At 68.0% G+C, this 23,458-nt stretch carries 23 protein-coding genes and 1 tRNA gene; 6 read left to right on the top strand and 18 right to left on the bottom strand.

The features are described 5' to 3' along the window. Window positions 1–3 precede the first annotated feature (3 nt). From ppc to KBY88_RS12480, 7 genes are all read right to left on the bottom strand, one after another. On the bottom strand, window positions 4–2,985 hold the full coding sequence (ppc, locus tag KBY88_RS12510) for a phosphoenolpyruvate carboxylase (protein WP_254940272.1): 2,982 nt from the start codon (window positions 2,983–2,985) through the stop codon (window positions 4–6). 31 nt (window positions 2,986–3,016) lie between these two features. Beyond that, window positions 3,017–4,174, bottom strand: a complete 1,158-nt coding sequence (gene gshA, locus KBY88_RS12505) for a glutamate--cysteine ligase (RefSeq protein WP_254940271.1) — start codon at window positions 4,172–4,174, stop codon at window positions 3,017–3,019. Next, window positions 4,171–5,736, bottom strand: a complete 1,566-nt coding sequence (locus KBY88_RS12500; protein WP_254940270.1) for an anthranilate synthase component I family protein — start codon at window positions 5,734–5,736, stop codon at window positions 4,171–4,173. The genes gshA and KBY88_RS12500 overlap by 4 nt, the downstream gene beginning before the upstream one ends. 69 nt (window positions 5,737–5,805) lie before the next feature. Continuing rightward, window positions 5,806–6,237, bottom strand: a complete 432-nt coding sequence (locus KBY88_RS12495; protein WP_254940269.1) for a photosystem I reaction center subunit II PsaD — start codon at window positions 6,235–6,237, stop codon at window positions 5,806–5,808. A gap of 112 nt (window positions 6,238–6,349) precedes the next feature. Beyond that, complete coding sequence (locus KBY88_RS12490; protein WP_254940268.1) at window positions 6,350–7,726, bottom strand: sensor histidine kinase; 1,377 nt, start codon at window positions 7,724–7,726, stop codon at window positions 6,350–6,352. Then, window positions 7,723–9,003, bottom strand: a complete 1,281-nt coding sequence (gene rodA, locus KBY88_RS12485; protein ID WP_396103098.1) for a rod shape-determining protein RodA — start codon at window positions 9,001–9,003, stop codon at window positions 7,723–7,725. Before rodA ends, KBY88_RS12490 begins: the two co-directional genes overlap by 4 nt. Continuing rightward, complete coding sequence (locus KBY88_RS12480; RefSeq protein ID WP_254940267.1) at window positions 9,000–10,073, bottom strand: Mrp/NBP35 family ATP-binding protein; 1,074 nt, start codon at window positions 10,071–10,073, stop codon at window positions 9,000–9,002. The genes rodA and KBY88_RS12480 overlap by 4 nt, the downstream gene beginning before the upstream one ends. 184 nt (window positions 10,074–10,257) lie before the next feature. Here KBY88_RS12480 and hemF point away from each other — a divergent pair, with 184 nt between their 5' ends. Continuing rightward, window positions 10,258–11,304 (top strand): oxygen-dependent coproporphyrinogen oxidase, encoded by a 1,047-nt coding sequence (gene hemF / locus KBY88_RS12475; protein ID WP_254940266.1) that lies wholly within the window; start codon window positions 10,258–10,260, stop codon window positions 11,302–11,304. On the opposite strand, the gene KBY88_RS12470 is transcribed toward hemF, so the two are convergent. Both KBY88_RS12470 and KBY88_RS12465 read right to left on the bottom strand, forming a co-directional pair. Continuing rightward, the gene (locus KBY88_RS12470) at window positions 11,231–12,034 is read right to left on the bottom strand and encodes a dehydrogenase (protein ID WP_254940265.1); all 804 of its coding nucleotides are present in this window, start codon (window positions 12,032–12,034) and stop codon (window positions 11,231–11,233) included. The two genes, hemF and KBY88_RS12470, sit on opposite strands and share 74 nt — an antisense overlap. Window positions 12,035–12,045: 11 nt before the next feature. After that, window positions 12,046–12,588, bottom strand: a complete 543-nt coding sequence (locus tag KBY88_RS12465) for a cofactor assembly of complex C subunit B (protein WP_254940345.1) — start codon at window positions 12,586–12,588, stop codon at window positions 12,046–12,048. A 120-nt stretch (window positions 12,589–12,708) separates the two neighbouring features. Here KBY88_RS12465 and KBY88_RS12460 point away from each other — a divergent pair, with 120 nt between their 5' ends. Next, window positions 12,709–13,347, top strand: coding sequence for a ribonuclease D (locus KBY88_RS12460; protein ID WP_254940264.1), 639 nt, complete (start codon window positions 12,709–12,711; stop codon window positions 13,345–13,347). 18 nt (window positions 13,348–13,365) lie between these two features. Here KBY88_RS12460 and KBY88_RS12455 read toward each other — a convergent pair whose 3' ends face one another. Both KBY88_RS12455 and KBY88_RS12450 read right to left on the bottom strand, forming a co-directional pair. Beyond that, complete coding sequence (locus tag KBY88_RS12455; RefSeq protein ID WP_254940263.1) at window positions 13,366–13,623, bottom strand: DUF8658 family protein; 258 nt, start codon at window positions 13,621–13,623, stop codon at window positions 13,366–13,368. A 9-nt stretch (window positions 13,624–13,632) separates the two neighbouring features. Beyond that, window positions 13,633–14,889: a lipid-A-disaccharide synthase-related protein gene (locus KBY88_RS12450; RefSeq protein WP_254940262.1), complete on the bottom strand. Its 1,257-nt coding sequence runs from the start codon at window positions 14,887–14,889 to the stop codon at window positions 13,633–13,635. A gap of 43 nt (window positions 14,890–14,932) precedes the next feature. Here KBY88_RS12450 and KBY88_RS12445 point away from each other — a divergent pair. Next, window positions 14,933–15,003: transfer RNA gene (locus KBY88_RS12445), tRNA-Cys, on the top strand. Window positions 15,004–15,029: 26 nt separating this feature from the next. Here KBY88_RS12445 and KBY88_RS12440 read toward each other — a convergent pair. Then, window positions 15,030–15,629, bottom strand: a complete 600-nt coding sequence (locus KBY88_RS12440) for a hypothetical protein (protein WP_254940261.1) — start codon at window positions 15,627–15,629, stop codon at window positions 15,030–15,032. A 7-nt stretch (window positions 15,630–15,636) separates the two neighbouring features. Further along, a complete protein-coding gene (locus tag KBY88_RS16415; RefSeq protein WP_514130641.1) occupies window positions 15,637–15,801 on the bottom strand; it encodes a DUF8639 family protein in 165 nt (54 codons plus the stop codon). Between KBY88_RS16415 and KBY88_RS12435 the strand changes: the two genes are divergently transcribed. Beyond that, complete coding sequence (locus KBY88_RS12435; RefSeq protein WP_254940260.1) at window positions 15,749–16,750, top strand: aldo/keto reductase; 1,002 nt, start codon at window positions 15,749–15,751, stop codon at window positions 16,748–16,750. The two genes, KBY88_RS16415 and KBY88_RS12435, sit on opposite strands and share 53 nt — an antisense overlap. Window positions 16,751–16,773: 23 nt before the next feature. Here KBY88_RS12435 and KBY88_RS12430 read toward each other — a convergent pair whose 3' ends face one another. Further along, on the bottom strand, window positions 16,774–17,436 hold the full coding sequence (locus KBY88_RS12430; RefSeq protein WP_254940259.1) for a DUF8655 family protein: 663 nt from the start codon (window positions 17,434–17,436) through the stop codon (window positions 16,774–16,776). Between the two features lie 173 nt (window positions 17,437–17,609). Beyond that, entirely contained in the window at window positions 17,610–18,644 is a 1,035-nt protein-coding gene (purM, locus tag KBY88_RS12425; protein ID WP_254940344.1) for a phosphoribosylformylglycinamidine cyclo-ligase, read from the bottom strand. A 384-nt stretch (window positions 18,645–19,028) separates the two neighbouring features. On the opposite strand from purM, the gene KBY88_RS12420 reads away from it, so the two are divergent. Together KBY88_RS12420 and KBY88_RS12415 are read left to right on the top strand one after the other, a co-directional pair. Then, complete coding sequence (locus KBY88_RS12420; protein ID WP_254940258.1) at window positions 19,029–19,586, top strand: septal ring lytic transglycosylase RlpA family protein; 558 nt, start codon at window positions 19,029–19,031, stop codon at window positions 19,584–19,586. Between the two features lie 69 nt (window positions 19,587–19,655). Continuing rightward, entirely contained in the window at window positions 19,656–21,218 is a 1,563-nt protein-coding gene (locus KBY88_RS12415) for a bifunctional pantoate--beta-alanine ligase/(d)CMP kinase (protein ID WP_396103093.1), read from the top strand. Between the two features lie 28 nt (window positions 21,219–21,246). On the opposite strand, the gene KBY88_RS12410 is transcribed toward KBY88_RS12415, so the two are convergent. Genes KBY88_RS12410 through KBY88_RS12400 form a run of 3 tightly spaced genes read right to left on the bottom strand, consistent with a single transcriptional unit; the run spans window position 21,247 to window position 23,226 of the window. Then, on the bottom strand, window positions 21,247–21,753 hold the full coding sequence (locus tag KBY88_RS12410; protein WP_254940257.1) for a low molecular weight protein-tyrosine-phosphatase: 507 nt from the start codon (window positions 21,751–21,753) through the stop codon (window positions 21,247–21,249). Then, a complete protein-coding gene (gene cpcF, locus KBY88_RS12405; RefSeq protein WP_254940256.1) occupies window positions 21,750–22,382 on the bottom strand; it encodes a C-phycocyanin alpha-cysteine-84 phycocyanobilin lyase subunit CpcF in 633 nt (210 codons plus the stop codon). Before cpcF ends, KBY88_RS12410 begins: the two co-directional genes overlap by 4 nt. Before the next feature lie 13 nt (window positions 22,383–22,395). Next, entirely contained in the window at window positions 22,396–23,226 is an 831-nt protein-coding gene (locus KBY88_RS12400; protein ID WP_254940255.1) for a HEAT repeat domain-containing protein, read from the bottom strand. Between the last annotated feature and the right edge of the window lie 232 nt (window positions 23,227–23,458).

Below are 23,458 nucleotides of genomic sequence, written 5' to 3'. Positions count from 1 at the left end.
TTCTCAACCGGTGTTGCGCATGCCGGCGGCGATGCCGTTGATGGTCAGCAGGGCACCCCGCAGCAGTTCGCTGCGGCTGTAGGTGCGGCCATCGCCGGAGGGGTTGGCTCCTTCGCTCATCGGTGGCTGACGGTTCTGGTCCCGCAGCCGCCGCAGCAGGGCCACCTGAAGGAAGCCCAGGGGGATGATCGTCCGGTTGCGCAGGTCCACCGAGAGCTGCAGGGCGGGATCGCCATCCAGGAGACGCCGGTGACCGGTGATCATCAGCACCAGATCACGGGTGAGCACGTATTCCGCCGCGATCGCCTCAAAGATCTCTTCAAACGGCTCCCGGTGGCTGGGGCGGCCGAGGGCGCGAACGTAGTGGTGGGCCAGGTCGAGATCCACCTTGGAGAGGGTCATCTCCACCTTGGAAATCAACATGCGGAAGAAGGGCCACCGCTGGTACAGCAGGCGCAGTAACTCCCCTTGCTCGGCGTCCCGCTCCAACTCCTCCTGCAGGGCCGCCCCGACGCCGTACCAGCTGGGCAGCAGAAAGCGGCTCTGGGTCCAGCCAAACACCCAGGGGATCGCCCGCAGGCTGGAAAGATCCTTGGCGCCGCTCTTGCGCCGGGCCGGCCGGCTGGAAATCTGCAGTTTGCTGATTTCCTCGATCGGGGTGACCTGCTGGAAGAACTCCACCAGGTTGGGGTTGTCGTGCACCAGGTAGCGGTAGTGGGTGCGGGAGCGGGCCGCCAGCCGGCCCATCAGCTCATTCCAGCTGGGGGTTTCATCAAGGTGGGTGCTCACCAGGCTGTTCTGCAGCACCGCCGTGGTGACCGTCTCGAGGTTGTAGAGGGCCAACTCCGGCAGGGAGTACTTGGAGGCCAGCACTTCCCCCTGCTCGGTGATCTTGATGCGACCGCTGAGGGTGCCGCTGGGTTGGGCCAGGATCGCCTGATAGGCGGGGCCGCCGCCGCGGCCAACCGAGCCCCCGCGACCATGGAAGATGCGCAGGGCGACCCCCTGGTCGGTGGACAGGCTCTGCAGGGCGATCTGGGCCCGGTGGATCTCCCAGTTGCTGGAGAGGAAACCGGAGTCCTTGTTGCTGTCGGAATAACCGAGCATCACCTCCTGCAGGGGCAGCTCGGCGGGGCTGCTGCTGGCCAGCAACTGGCGATAGAAGGGCTCGGCAAAGAGCCGCGCCATCACTGCTGGCGCCCGCTGCAGATCCTCCACGGTTTCGAACAGGGGCACCACCAGCAACTCGGAAGAACCCAGCTTTGGGTCCACCAGCCCGGCTTCCTTGGCCAGCAGCAGCACCTCCAGGATGTCGGACACCGTGTGATTCATGGAGATCACATAGGTGCCGCAGATACGGGGGCCGAACTCCTGTTGCAGACGCTTGAGCATGCGGAAGACCGCAAAGGTCTCGGCGCAGGCGGCTGACCAGTGGGCAGCGGCCGGTGCCAGGGGCCGGCGGGTCTGCAGCTCCTGCAGCAGCCAGCCGATGCGCTCCTCCTCGTCCATCTCCCCGTAGGGCTTGGGTAGCAACAGGTAACGGGTGAGTTCGTCGAGGGCCTCGCTGTGGCGGGTGCTCTCCTGGCGGATGTCCAGGCTGGCGAGGGTGAAGCCAAAGATGTGCACCTGGCTGAGCAGGGTCAGGATCGGTTCGCAGCTCAAGCCGGTCGCCTCGAGGCTGTCGCGGATCAGCTCAAGGTCGGTGCGGAATTCATCGACGCCGCCGTAGTGAAGGTCCTGGGGGGCCTGGGCACCGAGGCCCCCCCCGGCCGTCGTCGGTGCCGCGTCGCATGGGGATTCCCAGCCGGCCTCCGCCAGCAGTTGGTTGCGCTCCTGGGTGAGCCGCAGGCGCTCGAGGATGTAGCTGAGCTTGAGGCGGTAGGGCTCGAGCCGGTAGCGGGCGGCACGTTCCTCATAGATCTCAGGGAAGCGCAGCCGGTCCATCTCCAGGGACTCCAGCAGCGGGGTGCTCACCTGGCTCCATTGCATCGAGATGCTGAGCTGGTCGCGCAGGTTGTTGACGGCGTGGACGTAGCGATCCAGCATCAGCCTCCGCTGGTAACTGGCCGTGCGCCAAGTGATCTCAGGCGTGACCGAAGGGTTGCCATCGCGGTCAGCCCCCACCCAGGAGCCGAAGGTGCAGAAGGCGTCCCGGGGGGGGATCACATCTGGGTAGCTCTGCTGCAGGGCACTGTGGAGCCGCTGGCGGAGCTGGGGCAGGGCGTGGAACAGCACCTGCTGGAAGTAGTGGAGGGCGTAGTCGACCTCATCGAGCACCGAAGGCTTGAACTGGTGCAGCTCGTCGGTGCGCCACCACAGGCGGATCTCCTCCTCAAGCTGGAGGCGCAGGCTGCCCTGATCGTCGAGCGCGTGGAGGTGGCTGTGCTGCAGGCGCTGGATCAACCCCGCCACCCGCCGCTGCTTGTGGCGCACGGTGTGGCGCACGATTTCGGTGGGATGGGCGGTGAACACCAGGCGGATGTCCAGCTCCCTCAGCAGGAATTCCAGCGTGGCAGGGGGCAGGTTGAGCCCCCGCAGTCGACTGAAGAGCTCCCGGAAGGTGGCTGGATCGGTCTGGTTGGCCAGGGGCGGTATGAAGGGGTCGCTGTCGGCTTCGTGGTTGCTGGATTTGAGACTGGCCAGGTAGCTGTCTTCCTCAATGTGCTGCTCGAGGATGTTGACCAGCTGGAAGTAAAGGGAAAAGGCCCGGGCTGCCGAGATCGCTTCGGTGAGGTCCATGTCGCTGATCAGAGCGACGATCGCCGCCGCTGCTTCCCCTTCCAGTTCGTGATTGCTGGTGTCGGATAAGCGCTTGAGGCGCAGCAGTCGCTCGGAGTGGGTCGGTGGACACTCACTGCGTAGCACGGTCTGCCAGAGGTCTTCCACCAACTCAAGCCGCTCGCCCAACAGCCGGGTGACCTGGGGGGCAGGGGGCTGAGCCAGGGCGGCGGTGCTCGCTTCAGAGAGGGTCACGGGCTGCCGCATGGGAGCGGGCACGGTGGGGAAGGAACCATGATCATCCCAAAGGACCTGCGGAGACTGTCGCCAAGCGAGCGTCAAGGGCACTTTCCTCGTCGACCATGGCAACGATGGCACTGCTGAGGATGGTGGTGATGCTCTCGCCCTGGCGGTGTCGCTCCAGCCAGCGCATGGCCTGGTTGCCATGGTTGAGGATCTCAGCCACCGGTGCGAGCACCGCGGTGAGGCCCCTCTCCCGGGCCAAGGGCGCGAGCGCATCCAGTTCCCGCTGGATCCATGAACGGGCCATCACCGGCTCCCCCGTGCGCCAATCCAACAGCTCAGCCTCCAGACTGGCGCGGGCCGCGGCCCTGTCGTTGCTGTCGGCCAGGGCGGCCAGGGCCGCCGGATCAAGGCGGCTGGCCCGCAGCGGGTCATGGGCGGCGGGGTCCGCCAGCAGCTGATGGAGGCGCAGTTCGGCGAAGGCGGTGATGGCGAGCAGCTGTGCGGGGTCGCTGATCAGGTCGCAGATGCGCAGCTCCAGGCGGTTCAGGCCATAGGGCCGGTCATCGCCGTTGGGGCGCACGGAGGTCCAGAGGTGGCGCACGTTCTGCATCGATCCCGCCGCTAGCTCGTCGAGCATCCAGTCGATGTAGTGCTGGTGGGAATGGAAAAGGGGCACCTGGGGCGGGGTGAGTGGGAACTGCAGCCAGCGCTGGGAATGGGCTCCGGTGGCCTGCCCATCGAGGAAAGGGGAACTGGCGCTCAGGGCCAGCAGCAGGGCGGCCTCGCAACGGATCAACCGGCAGGCGGCGAACAGCTCCTCCATGGCGGTGAGCCCGAAATTGATATGGACGCTGGCGGTCACCACCCGGGTGCCATAGGTGCTCTCGATGTAGCCGTGGTAGTCGTTGCCCGGGTCGGAGCGCTCGAAGCGGCGGCTGTCCCCCAGGCTGAGGGTGCTGCCCGGCAGCAGGGTGAGGCCGCGGCCGGCTAGCCAGGCCCGCAGGGCGCGGCGCGGGGCCAGCAGCAGGGCGAGCTGGTGGCCGTAGTCGGCATCGGGGGAGGTGGTGTATTCGAGGTTGCGGTGGTCCGGTTCGGTCACGAACCCCTCCAGGCTGGCGGCGGCCTCTGAGGCCACCCCCACCACCGTGCCGTCGGGGCGGCCGGTGTAGAGCTCCACTTCGAAGCCCTTGAGCAGTGGGGCTGTGCTCATCGCCCCGACTCCGCGAGGGTTGGAGCCGTTGCAGCGATCGGCGCAGGCTCTGACTCGAGGCAGGCCAGGGCTTTGAGCAGGCCTCGGGCTTTGTTGAGCGTTTCCTGGTATTCGGCTTCCGGCTGGGAGTCGGCCACGATGCCAGCGCCGGCCTGCACCTTCACGCTCCAGCCCCCCCCGGGAGAGGGCTGCACGATCATCGTGCGAATGGTGATCGCGGTGTTGAGAGCCCCGCCCAGGTCGACGGCGCCGTAGACGCCGGAGTAGGGCCCACGGGCATCGGGTTCCAGTTCGTGGATGAGTTGCATGGCCCGGATCTTGGGGGCCCCGCTCACGGTGCCGGCGGGGAAGGCGGCCATGAGCAGATCCCAGATGTCGCGTCCGTTTTGCATCACGCCTTCGACGGCGCTCACGATGTGCATCACATGGGAGTAGCGCTCGATCACCATCAGCTCGGCCACCTTGACGCTGCCGGCTTTGCAGACCCGGCCCAGGTCGTTGCGTCCCAGGTCCACGAGCATCACGTGCTCGGCCCGTTCTTTGGGATCGGCCAGCAGGTCTTGCTCGTAGGCCAGATCGTCGGCGTCGCTGCCACCTCGGGGGCGGGTGCCGGCAATGGGGCGCAGGGAGGCCTTGACCCCCCCCTCACCCGGTTCGGCCTTGACCATCACCTCGGGGCTGGAGCCGATCAGATACCAGCCCCCGAAATTGAAGAAGGCCATGTAGGGCGAGGGGTTCACCATGCGCAGGCTGCGGTACAGATCGAAGGGATCCCGATCGATGTGGGTCTCGAGCCGTTGGCTGAGCACCAACTGGAAGACATCCCCGGCGGCGATGTGCTCCCGGGCGCTGGCCACGGCCGCTTTGAAATCCTCCGGCGTGCGGTTGCTGAGGTTGGGCAGATCGAAGGCTGGCCTTGGGTTCCAGGCCAACGGGGCGATCCCAGGTGGCAGGGGCTGATGCATCCGTTGCTCCAGGGTCTCCAGCCGGGCCACCGCTACTCCATGGGCCGTCGCCGGGTCGACGCCTTCGCTGAGGTCGGCGTAGACCACGGCCGTGATCTGACGCTTGACCTGATCGAACACCAACAGGCTGTCGGCCAGCATCCAGCAGCCGTCGGGCGGTCCGCTGGGATCACTGGGGTGAACAGGGACGCTGGGTTCGATCCAGCGGATCAGTTCGTAGCCCCAGAAGCCGAACAACTGACCAAAGGGCGGCATCCCCTGCACGGGTGCGCTGGCGTAGGGCGCCAGGCACTGGCGCAGCAGGTTGAAGGGGTTGCCGCTGTGCTCGATCAGCCGTCCATCGCGCCAGCGCTGCTCGGCGCCTTCACCCCGCACCGTCAGAGTCCAGAGCGGATCACTGACCACGTAGCTCCAGCGGCCTAGGTGCTCGCCCCCCTCCACGGACTCAAGGAGCACCCCATGGCTGGCGCTGGCACCCACCTTGAGCCAAGTGGTGAGGGGAGTTTCCAGATCAGCGGGCCAGCAACTCCAGACCGGCAGAAAAGTGAGCCCTGCCGCCGCCTGCTCCTGAAAGGCCGTGCGATCGGGGAAGGGCATTTCGGTGTTGGGCGGGCATAAAAAACGGGGCGCCACGCACCCCGCCTTTCTAGGTGGTGGCCCGAATGATCAGGCGTCGAAGGTGTTGCGGCCGGAGAACTTGAGGTTGGCCGGGTTGGGATTGTCGCCGATGCGCCGGGGGTTGTGACCCACGATGGCGCGGCCTTCGTTCACCTTCTCAGGGAAAACGCCATCTTTCGGGTGGAGGAATTCAAGGTCGCCGCCGGGGAAGATCCGGTAGATCTTGTAATCCTCGATGCGGGGCTTGAATTTTGTGCGCAACTGGGTGCCGAGGGCAAGGCATTGCTCCTTGCGGGCGAAGTAGAGGATGTTCTCGCCTTCGTTCATCTCGGCGCCGCCGCCGGTGGGCATCTCAAATCCCTGGGCTTTCGTGCTGGTCCAGGTGATGGCGTACTTCTCTTCGGTTTCAGCCGAATTGAGGAGGCCGCCAGTGCTGCCGATGTACTTCGGAAGTTGACCGCTCAGCGCCGTTGCTGTCATGGGCTGTTCCTGTGGTGGGGGGAGTCGGCAGGCCGTTTCGGGCTGGAAGCTAGCACTGAGTTTTCGCGCTGTCGGCTTGGAGCCGGGCTGTCGTCACACCCGTCAACAAACCTCAACGGGCCGGGCCGCTTCCAGCCAAGGGAAAGAACACCGTCAGCCCCCGGTCGCCCCGTTCGGTGAGCCTGCCGCCAAGGCTGTGGAACAGCCGCTGGGTGGCCTGGCGGCTGAGCTGGAGGCTCCCGGTTTCCGGGCTCCAGCTCAACACGGGTCCGACCACTTCGGCGCTGGGTCCATCGGCGCCGTGCCCCGCCGGCAAGCACTCCGATCGCCCCACCCCATGGAGCCGCAGCTTGAGGCGGGAGCCCGCCGGCTGGAGGCTGATCTGCACCGTCGAGCCGCTCGGCAGCCGGCGGCTGAAACGGTCGATCAGGCCACCCAGCATGGTTTCCAGGCGGCTTGGATCGCTGAGCACCGGCGGTAGGTCCGGGGCGATGTCCAGGATGAGGCCCAGGTCGCGGCGCTGCAGTTGCTGCTGCCAGATCTGCTCGAGGCGCATCAGCAGCTGGGCCAGGTCGGTGCGGGCCAGGGGCTGCTCGTTGCGGGGCATCCGCTGCAGTTCGGCCGCATGGAAGATCAATCCAAAGCGGTCGATTTGTTCGCTGCATTCCCCGTCGATGGCGTGCAAGCGCTGACGCACCAGGGCAGGTAGATCGGCGCGACGCAGCAGGGAGCGAATCAGGGTGCGGATCGTCGCCAGGGGCGTGCGCACCTCATGGGTGAGCGCCTCCAGCAGGGCCAGCTCGCTGCTGGCGGCTTTCGTTTCGCCGCCGCCCCCATGCACCAAAGGCTGCAGGGTGACACTCGGGGCCATGGTCGCCAGGCGCTCTGCCAGCCTGGGCCAGAAGCTTGGCGCCGTGGCGTCGTCTCCGTGCAAGGGCCCCAGGGCTCCGATGGCGCTGCGGAGTCGCTGCCCCGCTTCCGGGTTGCTGCGCCGCAGCCGCTGGTCAAGAAGGGTGAGCGTGGCCGACAGGGTGACTGGATCGAAACGCACCAGTAGCTGGCGGCGCTCGGGGGGGCCATGGAGAGCCAGGGCCACTTGCACCCGCGGTGTGATCACCAGCAGCAACGGATCGGTCCCGTCGTTGTTCTCGAGGGCCAGTCGCTCGAAGCCTTCGCCGGCCGTCGCCGTGGACCCTGGCTCAGGGGAGGATCCAGGCAGCATGGGCGCCCCCTGGCCCAGCAGATTGCCGAGGTCTTCCGGGGCCCAGACCCAGCCGCGGAGATGGCGCAGCAGCTCAGGTTCGTAGAGCGCCGGCAAAGGGGAGGCCAGCCAGACCCCCCGGAGGGCTGAGCGGGGCTGCAGCAGGTCGTCCTGGAGCGTGGCCAAGGCCGCCCACCACTGACGCCGCACGGCGTCCTCATCGCAATGCCCCGGTGGCACCCCCTTGGCCAGGTTCCGCCGCAGGGCCTCCAGGCTGGTGTCGCTCACCAGCGCCCTTGGGCGGCCTGACTGCGCCGCGCCACCGAGGCACAGAGCCCCAGGGCGATGAAGTTGACGAGCAGCGAGGAGCGCCCGTAACTCATCCAGGGGAGGGGGACGCCTGTGACGGGCCCCAGGCCGATATTCATGAAGATGTTGACGATCACCTGGAAGATCACCATGGCGCCGATGCCGATGACCACCAGGGATTCGAAGTCGGTCCGGGCGCGTCCGGCGATCTGCAGGAGCTTCCAGCAGAGCAAGGCGAAGCCAATCACCACGAGCATTGATCCGAGGAATCCCGTCTCCTCGCCTAGGGCGCTGAAAATGAAGTCGGTGTGCTGTTCGGGGATGAAGCGGAGCTTGGTGAGGTGGCCCTGCATCAGGCCCGTGCCGAACAGGGCCCCCGAGCCGATGCCGATCTTGCTCTGGAGCAGGTGGTAACCCCCACCGAGGGGGTCCTTGGATGGATCAAGGAACAACACCAACCGATCCCGCTGATAATCCTTGAGGCCATGCATCCAGAGGTAAGGCGTGAGCACGGCGAAGAGGCCCTGCACAAGCAGCACGATGGTCACGCCGAGCTGCTTCCAGGGCAGGAAGCGCCAGGCCAGTACCCCCATGAGCGGCACCCAGGCCACCAAGGCAAGGGGCAGAACACCGGCCAAGATCGCCGTCACGAGGGGGGAGAGCAGCAACACCACCCAGGCCAGGGGCATGCCGGCCCAGAACAACATGACCAGCAGCACGGTGCCGAACACCAGGGACGTGCCCAGATTGGGCTCCACGAACACAAGTAGCCAGGGAAGAAAGATCACCGCGGCCGGACGGATCAGGTCGATCGGTCGCTCCACCGAGTAGCGGGCCAGGACCCCGGCCAGCAGGAGAATGGCCCCGAGCTTCGCAAACTCCGATGGCTGCACGTGGAAGCCCGCGATGTTGATCCAGCGCTGGGCCCCCAGGGCTGTGGTGCCGATGAAGTGAACCGCCACCAGGCTCGCCACGGTCAGCCCATAGATGGGCCGGAGCCAGCCTTCCAGCTTGTTGAGGGGTAGGCGTCTGATCAACAGAGCGAGGGTGAGCCCGATCGCGGCGGTGATCCAATGCTGGTACCAATCGGCGTAGTCGGCCTGTCTCTGGGTGCTGGCGATCAGGATGCCGGCGATGAAGGTCAGGGCCAGCGGCACGCCCCAGAACACCAGATCCACTCCTTCCAAAGGATTGCGGCGTGCGGGTGCCCGGCCCGAAAACATGCGGCGCCGACGACGGATTCCCGGGATGGTCATCCCGCCGGCGTCGGGATCGGCAGTCGCAGGGCCAGCTCTCGGAAGACCCTGGCGCTGGCTGAGTGGGGCTGGGCCAGCACCACGGGCCGGCCGCCATCGCCGCCATCCACCACCGCCAACTCCATGGGGATCTGGGCCAGCAGGGGGACACCGGCCTCGTCGGCCAGCAGGGCTCCGCCACCGGAGCCGAAGAGGGCATAGCTCAGCTCCGGTCGGTCGGGGGGGATGAAGGCGGTCATGTTCTCGACGACCCCCAGCACGGGTACCCCCAGTTGCAGGAACATCGCCAGCCCGCGACGGGCATCCTGCAGGGAGACCTTCTGAGGGGTGGTCACGATCAGCACTCCCGCCATCGGCACGGCCTGGGCGAGGGAGAGCTGGGCATCCCCGGTGCCGGGGGGGAGGTCCACCACCAGCACATCGCGTTCGCCCCAATCCACTTGATAGAGGAACTGGCGAATGATTCCGTTGAGCATCGGGCCCCGCCAGATCACCGGCTGGTTCTCCTGAATCAAGAGCCCCATCGAGACCATGGCGAGGCCGCAGGTGTCGACCGGAGTGAGCACTTGCTGCTCACCGCTGCCGCGCACCTCGGGGGTGCGGTCAGCCACGCCGAGCATGGTCGGTGCATTGGGGCCGTATATATCGGCATCGAGCAGGCCCACCCGCAGGCCCGAGGCGGCCAGGGCGCAGGCAAGGTTGACGGCGACAGTGCTCTTGCCCACACCACCCTTGCCGCTGCTGACGGCGATCACCTGCTTGACGCCCGGAATCGCCTGCCGCTCGCCGCCCCCCTGGCCGTGGCCCGCCTGGCCGATGGGGGCCGCCTGGGCCTGGGCCAGTTCGATCTGCACATCGTCGACGCCCTCGAGGGCCAGCAGGGCCGTGCGGGCTTCGCTCGCGATGCGTTCCCGCTGGGCGTTGGCGTAGCCAGGGAGGGCGAGGCGAAACACCACCCGCCCGCCCTCCGCCCGCACCTGATCGATCCAGGCCAGCTCCAGCAGGCTGCGGCCGCTGCCCGCGTCCTTCAGGGGCGCCAGGGCACCAAGGGCCTGTTCAGCGGTGGCCATCTGGGGCGGCAGTGAGGGCCTGGATCCTAGGAGTCACCCCGCGCTGTGGGTGCTCGCGCCCCCGCGGGGGACGGTCCCGCTCGAAGGCTGGCGCCCTGGGGTGGGAGGCTGGAGAGGTGAACACGTTTTCAGCGCCCAACGGGCGCGGCTTGCAGTGGCGGATTCAGCAGTGGCAGCGCAGGGTGTGACCGCCGGGGCCCCGGCCCTTGAAGCGCCCCCCGCCGACTCGCGCCAGCGGGTCAAGGCCCTGCTGATGGGTCTGCAGGACAGCATCTGCGCCGGTCTGGAGGCCCTCGACGGCGAGGGGCGCTTCGAGGAGGAAAGCTGGATCCGCCCCGAGGGCGGAGGCGGTCGCTCGCGGGTGATGCGCGAGGGCAGGATTTTCGAGCAGGGTGGCGTGAACTTCTCCGAGGTGGAGGGCGACAACCTGCCCCCCTCCATCCTCAGTCACCGGCCGGAAGCCAAGGGGCAGCGCTGGTTCGCCACCGGCACCTCGATGGTGCTTCACCCCCGCAACCCCTATCTGCCCACGGTGCACCTCAACTACCGCTACTTCGAGGCGGGGCCGGTGTGGTGGTTCGGCGGCGGCGCCGACCTGACCCCCTACTACCCGTTCCTTGAGGATGCGCGCCACTTCCACCGCACCTTGAAGGGCGCCTGCGACAGCATTGATCCGGCCTACTACCGGGTGTTCAAGCCCTGGTGCGACGAATACTTCTTCCTCAAGCACCGGAGCGAAACCCGGGGGGTAGGCGGCATCTTCTACGACTACCAGGACCCTGCCGGCCACCTCTACAAGGGCCAGGACCCCGAAGGTCTGGCGGCGGCGGCAGGAGCGGCCGAAGGTGAGCGGCCTCGTAACTGGGAGCAACTCTTCGCCCTTGCTGGAGCCTGTGGCCATGCCTTCCTGCCCAGCTACGTGCCGATCGTGGAGCGGCGGGCCGGCCTGGCCTACGGGGAGCGGGAGCGTCAGTTCCAGCTCTACCGCCGCGGACGCTACGTGGAATTCAACCTGGTGTTCGACCGGGGCACGATCTTCGGGCTTCAGACCAACGGCCGCACCGAATCGATCCTGATGTCCTTGCCGCCCCTGGTGCGCTGGGAGTACGGGTATAGGCCCGAGCCCGATAGCCGCGAAGCCCTGCTCACCGATCTGTTCACTCGGCCCCAGAACTGGCTGGACGACCCCAGTCTCGAAGAGCTCTGTCGGCCGCACCAGGCGGTTGGCTGAGGCCCTGCTCCAGGGCGCTTACCACCCGCTCGGCGATGGCGGCCAGGGCGGCCTCCCGATGGGCGGGGCTGCGCAGGGAGGCCTCGAGGGTGCCCTCCAGCTTGCCGATCTCCAGGATCGCGATGCCGCGTTTGGGCGCCCCAAGGCCGTTCCGGAAATAGAAGGGGTACGCCCCGAAAGCCAGGGCCAGGCTTTCATCCAGGCGGCTGGGCTGGGCCCGGAGCGGCGGGATCAGGCCGGAGCCGTAGCCATCGGGCCCGTAGGCATCGAAGTGGATTTCCATGGCGTAGCCCCCGGCGGCCACGAAATCACGACCCACGCTCCAGGTGGTGCGGGGGTCGTCGCCCCGGGGAATGCTGCGCAGGGGTGGGTCATAGAAGCGGATGTTCAGGCCCCGGCGCTGGCCCAGGGCCACCACCGCCTGGGCGGTCTGCAGGTTCCAGAAGAGCTCATCGGTCATCGAGGGGTCCATGGGCGCCCAGCGAGCGAGGGCCACCGCGGCCCCTGGCGTGCCGGCGCCGCCAACGCCCTGGGAATCGGCATGGCCCGCCATTAGCAGAATCGGCGTGTCGACGGGCAAGGACCTCAGGCCCACCCAGTCCTTGGCCAGCCGCGTGCGTGGTCCGGTGAGCGGATCGCTGCTGGGGAGATAGGGGGCCTGGGCCGCAGCACCTCCAGCTGCGCCGACCACCAGGGCGAGGGCGAGCAGGGGCCGGAAGAGGGGAGGCATGGCGATCGGTCTCAGATGGGTGATTGCATCAGGGCGCCGTCGCTGGCGAGTTCCAGGCGGGGGCCCAGCTCCAGCTCTAGGGCGATCAATTCGTCGCGGTGGGCGCGCAGGCGCAGGGTGCTGCCGGGGGCGTCATCGGCGCTCAGCAGGCGCAGTTCCACCCGTTCCTGGCGGCGGGCCCGGCGCTGGTAGAGCAGCCCGGCCAGCGGGCCCAGCGCCGTGAGCAGCAGGGGCCACCAGCCGAGGGCGGGCAGCAACTGGCGCAGCACCAGGCCCAGGCTGGCGGCTCCCACCCCGCCGAGCAGCGAGAGCAACAGGGCGAGGCCGCCGCTGGCCTCGACCGTGCCTGTAAAGCTGAGCAGGCGGCGCTCGGGATTGCCTGCTTCTGCCTGCCAACCCCGCTCCTGCAGCCACTGGCTGAGGCCGCTGAGCACCTCCAGGGCTGGCCTGGGTGAGTGCACCTCGACCACGGTGGTGCGGTCCTTGCTGGCGGCCCGCAGGAAGAACACCAGGCCGATCGCCATCAGCAGGGTGAGCAGCAGGGTGGAGGCCATGGAGGTGGGGGAGGTGAGGAGCGGCAAGCGGGCTGCCCATGGAAACCCATTCTCTGTCACTTTGACCGCGGTCGAGGGGGGCTCTGGCTTTGCCACCATGGCCTCATCCGCTTGTCCCCCATGCCCACCGCCGCTCCCGCCCGCTTTGCCGTCTTCGATGGTGACCTTGATGCGGATTGGCATGCACTGTTCGCTGCCTCCGGCTCGCTGGCGGTGGACACCGAGGCGATGGGTCTGGTCCATGGACGCGACCGGCTCTGCCTGGTGCAGATCGCCGACGACCACGACAACGTCTGTTGCCTGCGCATCGCCCGGGGCCAGAACGAGGCGCCGTTGCTCAAGGACGTCCTAGAGGCTCCGGGGATCGAGAAGGTGTTTCACTTCGCCCGTTTCGATGTGGCCGCCCTGGCCGAGGGGCTCGGGATTGCCGTGCAGCCGATCTTCTGCACCAAGGTGGCCAGTCGCCTGGGCCGCACCTACGCCCCCCGCCACGGGCTCAAGGATGTGGTCAGTGAATTGGTGGGTGTGGAGCTGGACAAGCAGGCCCAGAGCAGCGATTGGGGCCGGGTGGATGAGCTCAGTGAGGCCCAGCTGGCTTACGCGGCCAACGACGCTCGCTACCTGCTGGCGGCCCGGGATCGGCTGGTGGCCATGCTTGAGCGGGAGGAAAGGATGGAGCTGGCGCGCCGCTGCTTCGCCTGCATTCCGGTATTTGCAGCTCTTGATCGGGCGCGGTTCGGCACAGTGTTCGAGCACTGAAGCCTGAGAAACAACCGGTCAGTCTTCGTCCATGAAGTTCATCTCGCTCTGGACTGCCGTGAGCAATGAATCGAGGAGCTGGCCGTTGGCGGCGCTGCCGGCATGGGCGTCTTCGGCCATGCGGCCGGCCAGGGCGATCTTGTCCTCCATCGCCCGCAGGCCCTCCTGGGTTGCCCTCAGATCCACCTTGCGCCGGGCTGAGGCGAGGCTGATGTTGAGCAGGCTGGCCAGGCGCGCGTAGGCGGTGGCATAGGTGGGGTTGGTGGGGGCGACCATGCCGTTGGATCAGGTGATGCCATCTTGACCCGGTGGGCCTAACAGGACCCGATCGATCGCCGAGGCGATCCGGGCGCTGCCTCCCGGAGCGCCCATGCGCCGGCGACCGAGGCGCCCCAGCCGCTCTCTCAGGGCCCCATCGGCCAGCAGCTGCTCCACTCCCTCCGCCAGCTCGGCCGACCCGGCACAGACGCGCACGGCTCCTCCGAGCAGCCGGCTCTGGCGGCGGGCAAAGGCGGCTTTGAACTGGGGTCCAGGTCCTGGTAACGAGAGGGCCGGGCAACCCAGCCCCACCACTTGCTCGGTGGCGGTGCCAGCCGTGGCCACGGCCAGCTCTGTGGAGCGGGCCCATTCAGCCAGGTTCCCCCGTCCCAGCAGAAAACGCAGGGGACGTTGCTGGTGCCGCCAGGCGGCTACGGCACTGCTGCCGGCTGGCACCGGGCAGCGCTCTAGGCCCAGTCGCTGCAGAATTCCGGCGATAGCTTCCTCCCGGGGCTGGCTTCCGCAGGCGGCCCGCACCTCCATGGGTTGCGGGCAACGCAGCAGAGCCCCCAGCAGGCGCTGGAGGTTGCCGAGCGCCTCAGGGGTGCGGGAGCCCATCAACAGCAGCACCCGCCGGGATGCGCCGCTGGGGGGAAGGAACTCCGCTGCTGGATCCAGTCCATCCATCATGGGATTGCCCGGGGCCAGGGCGTGCACCCGGTGGCGCCGGAGCCCCCGGGCGGTGAGGGCGTCGCGCACGGCCACCAGACGGCAGCGCCCCAGGCCCATCAGCGCCCATTCCCAGGGGTCCCACTCGCTGCCCTTGAGCCGGTGATAGGCGTCGGCGCACAGCGCTCGGCCGGGGCCACTGCGCCAGGTGAAATCGCTTTTGGGGGTGCCGATGAAGCCGAAGGGGGCACCGCTGGCCGCCGCCAGGAGCAGCGGGAGCACATCGCCCACCGCCAGCAGTGGTTGGCCGCTCGCCCCCCAGTGCCTCACCAGTCGCCATTGGCGCCAGCTCAGCAAGGGCAGGCCCGCCGCCAGATCCCGGCCCAAGCCCCGCAGGCTTTGGTTGCTGAAGCCACCGCTGGGCAGGCGCTGGCGGGGACCGATCCTGCTGAGGATCCCCTGGGCTTCGAGCGCCGCGAAGGCCTCCCCCTCCCCCACCAGGGGCAACACCGCCAGCTCCAGATCGGGCCGTCGCTGGTGCAAGGCGGCGATGATCCGCACGGCGATCGCGTCCTCCCCGTGGCCGTTGCTCAGGACCAGCAGACGGGAGGGCATGTCATGGCTGATACGATCCGCTGCAGGGAGTTTGCTCCCCACCGGCGGCATGGCCAAGTGGTAAGGCAGAGGATTGCAAATCCTTTACCCCCAGTTCGAATCTGGGTGCCGCCTCTTCCTTGGGGCTGCGGCTGCGGCCGCTAAAGATGGGCCTGGGCACGCCAGCGCTCGCCACTCAGGGCCTTGGCCTCGCAGCTGACCTCGGCCAGGGCCACCCGGCAACTGCCCTCGGCGGGCCAGGCCTTGGGCAGTCCTTCGGCAACCCCGCGCCCGTCGAAGGAGTGTTCGCTGACGGTGCTCACCTCAGCGCGCACGGGGCCCACCGGCTCGCAGCTCCCCTGGCGGCAGCGCATCGGCGCTTCGCCCTTGGGCAGCAGCCCGACAAACAGCAGCACGTTGTTGCCATCCCGTTTCGGGCCACTGGCGATGAAGCGGATCGTGAGCATCCCCTCCGTGGCCTGATCCACCTGAACCCGGCCGCAGCTTGACGGTGCAAGGCCCTCCAGGTTGCGCTCGCAGCGACCCACCGACCATTGCCAGCGCCCAAAGCTCCCGGAGTCATCCCGGGCGAGCGCGGACCCGATGGGCGCCAGAGAGGCCAGCAGCAGGGCAACGGCCAGAGACGCGAGGTACCGATCGCTTCGCCTCGTCCGCCCGGCGCAGGGGGCCCTGGTGCCGCTGGCCTTGCCCTGGGTCTCCATCACGCGCTGGGGGTCGATACAGCCATTGTGGGTCGCCACGCTGATCTCAGTAGCCACTGTCGGCGACGCAGATCCCTTCACAGCGAAGCCCATTGCTGGCCGTGCGCAGGCAGTGACGGCAGAGGATGGGGTCCGATGGGGAGGCTGCGGACGTGGGAATGGACCTGGGGGCCGGTTCGGACACTGCTAAGGACCCTGGCGATCCCGGCATCGGGGTGGGGACCTGGTCCTGGGGCAACCGTTTCCTCTGGGGCTACGAACCTGAAACCCATGATCCCACCCTTCGTGCCACTTTTGAGCGGGCGGTGGCGCTCGGACTGCGCTTCTTCGACACCGCCGATTCCTACGGAACCGGCCGGCTGGCGGGGCGCAGCGAACGCCTTCTGGGTGCCTTCGCAGCCGCTTTGCCGCAGCAGCAGCGCCAGGAGCTCCTCTTGGCCACGAAGCTGGCTCCCTACCCCTGGCGCCTCGGCCGTGGCGGTTTCGATCATCCGTTGGCGGCCTCCCGGCAGCGGCTGGGGGGGCAGATCGATCGCGTCCAGCTGCACTGGAGCACCGCCCGCTACGCCCCCTGGCAGGAGGGCCCACTGCTGGACGGCCTCGCACGACTGGTCAGCAGCGGCGGCGCCGGCAGTCTTGGCCTGTCCAACTTCGGCCCGCAGCGATTGCGCTGGGCCCATGAACGACTTCAGCGCCAGGGGGTGCGCCTCTTGAGCTTGCAGGTGCAGCTCTCCTTGCTGGCGCCGGCGCCGATCCTGCCGGGGGGTGTGGTGGAGGTCTGCCGGGAGTTGGGGATTCAGCTGATCGCCTACAGCCCCTTTGCCCTCGGGCTCCTCACCGAGGGGCCGGCGACAGAGCGGGCCCTTCCGAAGGGGCCCCGCGGGCTGCTGTTCCGCCGCCTGCGGCCCCGCATCCAGCCGTTGCTGGAGGAGATCGAGCGCCTGGCTGGGCGCCACCAAGCCAGTGCCGCCCAGGTGGCCCTCAATTGGTGCCGCAGCCATGGCGCCATGCCGATACCTGGGCTCCGCACGCCGGCCCAGGTGGAGGATGTGGCCGCAGCGCGTCGTTGGCGGCTCAGCGCCGAAGACCGGGAACGACTTGATGGAGTGGCCTTCGCCCTGGGGGCCTCGATGCCGGCCAATCCTTTCACCAGCACCTGAACGGGGCTCCGGCCCATGGCTCGTTACACCTGGCCGGGGGGGTCCGGGGTGAGCACCACGGGCATGGTCTCCCGCCGAACCGGGGGCTCCGGCGGTTGGCGGGGCGGAGTGAGCCCGTGGTTGCCGTTGGTTTCGATCGCCCCGATGTTCTCCTCACTTTCCCTGGATCCAGGGTTGTCACAGGCGGCGAGGGCCTCCTGCATCAAGGCATCGAAGGTGTCGCCAGGCAGCCGAATGCGGGCGAGTTCAAGGAAGGTGAGTCCCAACGATTCCCCGGCGGACGAGCGGGCGGATGGGTTGCTGCGCCGACGCTCCAGTTCGTCTTCCACCGCGGCGATGAAGCGTTCGGTGACATCGCGTTTGGTGGAGGCGCGGATGCGGGTCTCCCGATCGACGGGGGAGAGGGAAAGCTGGGCCTCCAGCTCCAGAAGTCTGCGGGTGAGGCTTTCGAGCACCTCCTGGGCCTCCTCGCCCACCTTGGTCAACTGCCCATCGGAGAGACGGGGCAGGTCGGCCACATAGACCTTGCCGTGGTCCCGGAGGGTGAGGAAGGTGGGCCGAAACACGCCCCGACTGGGGCTGGGGCTTGCTTCGCGGGGACGCTGGGGCGGGTTTGGCGCCAGCGGACCGGCGGAACTGCGGCGGCGGGTGATCCGACCGGGGATGGAGGAACGGCTGACAGTCACGACTCAAACCTATGAAAAATGAAAACGGATGTGACGGCGGCGTCCCAAGGGTTGCAGACCCATGGGGCCGCACCTTAATCAGAGGATCATCCCGAGCGGCGGGTTCCTGCCCAGGCTGGTGCCGTCGCGAGCGCACATCAATCGGCAGGCCTGGCCGGTCCAGGGGCCACTCCTCAGCCGGACAGTCCCACTAGCCTCGCCGCGCCCGCGGGATCGGCCTCCACCGCGCCCAGTACCCACGCCTTGTGGCCCGCGGTGGCGGCGGTGGCGAGGGCGGCCTCCTCCATCCCTGGGGGCACCACCAGGCAGAAGCCAACTCCCAGGTTGAACGTGTTCCAGAGATCGTCTTCTGGAACGGAGCCCTCCTGCTGCAGCCACTGGAACACCTCGGGCCGCTCCCAGCTGCCCGGGTCGATGCGTGCGCGCAGGCCGCTGGGAAGGCAGCGGGGCAGGTTTTCCGGCAGCCCGCCTCCGGTGATGTGGGCCAGGCCATGGAGTGGCACGGCCGCATCCTTGAGCGCTTTCACGAGGGAGCCGTAGAGGCGGGTGGGGGTGAGCAGCTCCTCCAGAACGCTCTGGCCGCTGCGGGGCAAGGTGGTCGAAGCATCCGCACCGGCAAGCTCAAGGATCCGCCGGACCAGGCTGAAACCATTGCTGTGAACCCCGCTGCTGGCGACCGCAACGATCCGGTCCCCGGCCTGGATGTGACGGCCGTCGATCAGCTCCTGTTCTTCGACCACGGCCACGCAGAACCCGGCCAGGTCGTAGCGGCCCGGCGCGTAGAAGCCCGGCATTTCCGCGGTCTCACCCCCCAGCAGGGCACAGCCGCTCTGGCGGCAGCCATCGGCGATGCCCTCCACCACGGCCGCCATCGCTTCGGGGCTGAGCTTGCCGGTGGCGATGTAGTCGAGGAAGAACAGCGGCTCGGCGCCACTGGTGATCACGTCGTTGACGCACATGGCCACCAGGTCAAGCCCCACGGCGTGGTGCTGACCATGGGCCTGGGCCAGTTCGAGCTTGGTGCCTACCCCGTCGGTACCGGCCACCAGCAAAGGGTTGCGCAGGCCCGCTGGCAGACGGCAAAGCCCACCGAACCCGCCAAGCCCACCGAGCACTTCCGGCCGACGGGTGGAATCCACGCTGGAGCGGATGCGGTCAACGAAGGCCCGACCGGCCACCACATCCACGCCTGCTGTGCGGTAATCCATGCGGTAACGGCCTGTGGGGTGATCCTCCGATGCCGCCGTCCCCTGCTTGTCAGTGGACGATTTCATGATTGGCCCAGAAGGTGATCAGCGGCGCTTATGGGGCCAATTCGGTTGTCTGATCAATGACTGTCACAGGTGGTCGGACGAGGCCTGTGGGTGGCTGGGATCGAGCAATTGATCATGAATGCTGATCAATCATGGTTGCACCTCTGCACACTTTTTTGACCGCATTCAGGGTTTAACTTTGCCCCGTTGTCAATTCCCGTTAGGAACTCCGCCGACTGGTTCGCTCCACAAACTCTCCTATTCGTGAGGGAGCAACCACAGTCAACAGCCCACTGAATTTCCAGTAACTGCTGTTTTACCTGGCGAGTTCCGTTCGTTATGCGTCGTACCACCTCCCTCGGGGCCCTGGCCCTCCTGCTCTCCGGCAGCAGCGTTCTGATCCCCGCCATGGCCCAATCGGGCCGCACGATCAGCGGCGAGGCCATCGCCTCCGCCCAGTACAGCGAAGAGTGGGCCGCTCCTGCCGCCACCCCCAAGCTGGCGATCCGTGAGGTCCAGGAGCCTGCTCCCGCCGCCGAGCCGCTGATCCGTCCGATCACCCCGCCCCTGCCGATTGCTCCAGCGCCGGTGGCCCCCCGGGTGGTGGCGACCAGCAGTGGTCAGGCCAGCTGGTATGGCCCAGGTTTCTACGGCAACCGCACGGCCAGCGGTGAGGTGCTCCGCCAGGGCACGCTCACCGCGGCCCACCGCACGCTGCCCTTCGGCACCAAGGTGCGTGTCACCAACCTCTGGAACGGCCGATCCACCGTGGTTCGCATCAACGACCGCGGTCCTTTCACCGGTGGTCGTGTGATCGACTTGGCCCATGGAGCCGCCTCTCAGCTCGGCGTCGTGGCCAGTGGTGTGGCCCAGGTGAAGCTCGAAGTGCTCCGCTGAGCCTCCAGCCTTGACTGATCCCCAGGCCCATCCGTCACATTGGCGGGTGGGCCTTTCTGTTGATGGCGCGTGCAACTGCTCCAGACCCGCGCCGAGCTGCTGCACTGGTGCGAAACGCCGGCCCAGCGCACGGTGCCACTGCACTTCGTCCCCACCATGGGAGCTCTGCACCGGGGGCACAGCAGCCTGGTGGAGGTCGCTGGCCGGCCGGTGGCCGGCAGCGCCCCCCGGGTGCTGGTGAGCGTGTTCGTCAACCCCTTGCAGTTTGGGCCGGGGGAGGATTTCAGCTGCTACCCCAGGCCCCTTGAGGCGGACGAACGGGTGGCCAGCGAGGCCGGCGCCGATGCCCTGTTCAGGCCCAGCGTCGAGGAACTGTTCCCGGGGGGGGAGGGCCAACTCACGCGGCTCAGTCCCCCCCGGGAGCTGCAGGAGGTGCTCTGCGGTCGCCATCGGCCCGGCCACTTCGATGGGGTGGCCACGGTGGTGGCACGCCTGTTGGGCCTGGTACGCCCCGAGCGCCTGCTGCTGGGCGAGAAGGATTGGCAGCAGTTGGTGATTCTCAGGCGCCTGGTGGCCGACCTGGGCCTGCCCTTGCGCGTGCAGGGTTGCGCCACCGTGCGGGAGGGGGATGGTCTGGCCTGCAGTTCCCGCAACCGCTACCTCTCGGCCCTGGAACGCTTGAGGGCGAGGGCCTTGCCTCAGGCTCTGGCGGCTGCCAGGGAGCCGCTGATGGTCTCCGCGGATGGCTCAGCCCCCGTGCTGCTGGCGACGGTGCGGACCGCCCTGGAGCGGGCCGAGCTGGAGGTGGAGTACGTGGAGCTGCTGCAACCCCATAGCCTGACTCCGCTGACCAGGCTCTCGGGCCTGGGACTGTTGGCCGCAGCGGTGCGCTGTGGCTCTTGCCGCCTGATCGACCACACCATCTTGATGACCCGTCAGCCTCTCGTTGCGATCGATGGCCCCGCCGGAGCGGGGAAAAGCACGGTGACCCGTGCCTTCGCGGCCCGCCTTGGCCTCGTCTACCTCGACACGGGGGCGATGTACCGGGCGCTCACCTGGTGGGTGCGGCGGCAAGGGGTGGATCCGGCGGATGGAACGGCGATTGAACCGTTGCTGAAGGGCCTCGATCTGAAGCTGACCACCGCGACGGTGGGTGAACAGCGCGTGAGCCTCAATGGCCACGACGTCACCGAGGCGATTCGCAGCCCTGAGGTCACCGGCCAGGTGTCCCTGGTGGCCGCCCACGCTTGTGTGCGGACGGCGCTCACGCGCCAGCAGCAGGCTATGGGTGAGCGCGGCGGATTGGTGGCCGAAGGCCGCGACATCGGCACGGCGGTGTTCCCCGATGCCGATCTGAAGGTGTTCCTGACGGCCACGGTGGCTGAGCGGGCCCGGCGCCGGGCCTTGGATCTGGAGCGCCGCGGCTTTGCGGTGCCGCCCCTGGTAGAGCTCCAGCAGCAGATTGCCGGCCGCGACCACGCCGATGCCAGCCGTGAGGTGGCTCCCTTGCGGCAGGCGCCGGATGCTGTCGAACTCATCACCGATGGGCTGGCGATCGAGGGAGTGATCCAGGCCCTGGTGGATCTGTTCCGCGAGCGGGTGCCCGAAGAGGCCTGGCCGGAGGCGAGCTGAGGCGGCCCCAGGCCTGGCCCCCTTGGGCCTACGCCCCCTTGCGCTGTTTGCTGTGGTCCAGATCCGCCTGCAGACTCTCCAGCAGGCCGGCGCAGGCGTCTTCCAGCAGATCGAGCACTTGCTCGAAGCCATCGCTGCCGCCGTAATAGGGATCAGGCACCTCACTGGGCCCCTGGCGGCGGCTGTAGGTCGTGAGTGGTTCGACCCGGGCCCGGTGGCTCCGCCCTTCGGCCAGGATCTTCACCTGGCGCAGGTTGTCCTCGTCCATGGTGAGGATGTGATCGAAGTCATTCAGGTCGGCTGCGGTGATCTGGCGGGCTCGGCTGAGCAGGCTGACGCCCCGGGCCTCCGCCGCCTGGCGCATGCGCCGGTCGGCGCGCTCTCCTGCATGCCAGCCGCCCGTACCGGCTGAATCCACCTCGATCTGTTCGTTCAGGCCGGCCTGGGTCAACTGCTGGAGAAACACGCCTTCTGCGGCTGGCGAGCGACAGATGTTGCCCATGCAGACGAACAGCACCCGCCGCGGTTCACTCATGGCTGCTTGAGGCGTTCCAGGGCCACTCTGGCTCGCAGGCGCACCACTTCCGTGTCCTCGCTGGTTGCTGAGGCCAGCCGCTCGAGCACTTGCCCCGCCCGCTGCCGCCACGGCCCGGAGGTGCCCAGGGGCAGCACCAGTTGCTCCAGTCCCACGATCACCCCATAGCGCACCACCCATTCACCGTCGTCGGCGGCGGCCTCCAGGGCGGAGAAGCAGCGCTGGCGAAGGGCTTCCGCTTCGTCTCCTGGCAGGGCCGAGAGCTTGAGTTGGCCCAGCCCCTTGGCAGCCGCCCGGCGGACGCTGGGTCCGATGTCCTGGCCGAGGGCCTCCTCCAGCAGGCCCAGGCCGCGCACGTCGCCGATCGTGGCCAGGGCGCGCACGGCCCAGGCCCTGGCGCCGTAGTTGTGCTCATCGAGGTTGGCCAGCAGGGGCTCGACGGCGGGCTCACCGATGGCGATGAGACCGTCGACGGCAGCCACAGCAGCACCAGGGTTGTTGAACCCGAGCACCTCCACCAGGCATGGGACCGCCTCCGGGTGGGCGGCCGCCGCCAGGCGCCGGGTTGTCTGCAGCAGGCTCAGGGCGCTGTCGGCTTCGCGCACCTCGCGGATCAGGGTTTCGATCAAGGCGGTTGGCGGCTCAGAGCAGATCATCCATGGCGGCGAGCACGGCAGCGGTATCAGGCTGCCCGGGGAGGTCACGGCGACTGTTCTCCACCAGCCCCCGCAGGGCGATCAGCTTGAGGCTGTTTTCGGCCAAGGTGGAGCAAATGGGATCGAGAGCAGGCCGCCAGCCCACGGCCCCCAGGTCCATCAGGGCCGAGCGACGGATCTGCAACTGAGGATGCTGCAACAGCTCCAGCAACGGTTGGCCCCACCGCTCTTCTTCCGTGAGCTGCAGCAGGGCCCGGCAGGCGGCACTGTGCACCAGGGGGCGCCCGTGGTTCACGAACAGCTCCAGGGTGCTTAGCACGGCCGGACTGGCCTCACCGATCTGGCCCAGGGCCTCCAGCAGTGCTTCGCAGGGTTCCTCCAGGCGGGTGCTGCCCTCCACGGGGGCTCCGGCCCCGAGCGGGCCGCTCGCCAACAGAGCGCAGAGGGCCGGCACGGCGGCGGTGGCCCCAAGATCCCCCAGGGCCCTGGTGGCTGCTTCCCGCAGGCCGTGGTCTGGGTCGTCGAGGCAGTCGAGTAGATCGGGGACCGCCTCGCTTTGCCCCAACTTGCCCAGGGCACGGGCCGCGTTGCGGGCCACAGCATTGCGCTCCACCCCCAGGCCCTCCTGGCGGGGCTGGCGCTGGCGCAGGGCCTGGCGCAGCAGAGGTACCGCTTCAGGGTGCTGGCTACGGGTGCGGCCCAGCCACCAAGCGGCGTAGTACTGCAGCGATTGGTCGTCGCTCTGGCGCAGCCGTGCCAGGGCTTCTTCTTCGCAGATCGGTTCTCCGCTGGGGAGGCTGGATTCGGCGGCCGTCATGGCCGAGAGGTTCCCTGGCTTGTCTGCATCGATTGTGCCATTCAAGGGGCTGGGCAACACCCGCCTGGCGAGATCCAATTGTTTGGAATTCTCAGAAGGCAGTGGAGAGAATCATAAAAAAGGGCCCCCAAAGAGGGCCCCGGCAACAGGTCTGAAGGATCCTTGGGGGATTCAGATCAGAGCATTGATGGCGTAGTCGATGTAGTTGTTGGCGATGACACCGGGGTCGCCG

The sequence above is a fragment of the Cyanobium sp. Morenito 9A2 genome, assembly GCF_024345575.1.
GTDB lineage: Bacteria > Cyanobacteriota > Cyanobacteriia > PCC-6307 > Cyanobiaceae > ATX-6F1.
This window is presented reverse-complemented; position numbering and strand designations above follow the sequence as displayed.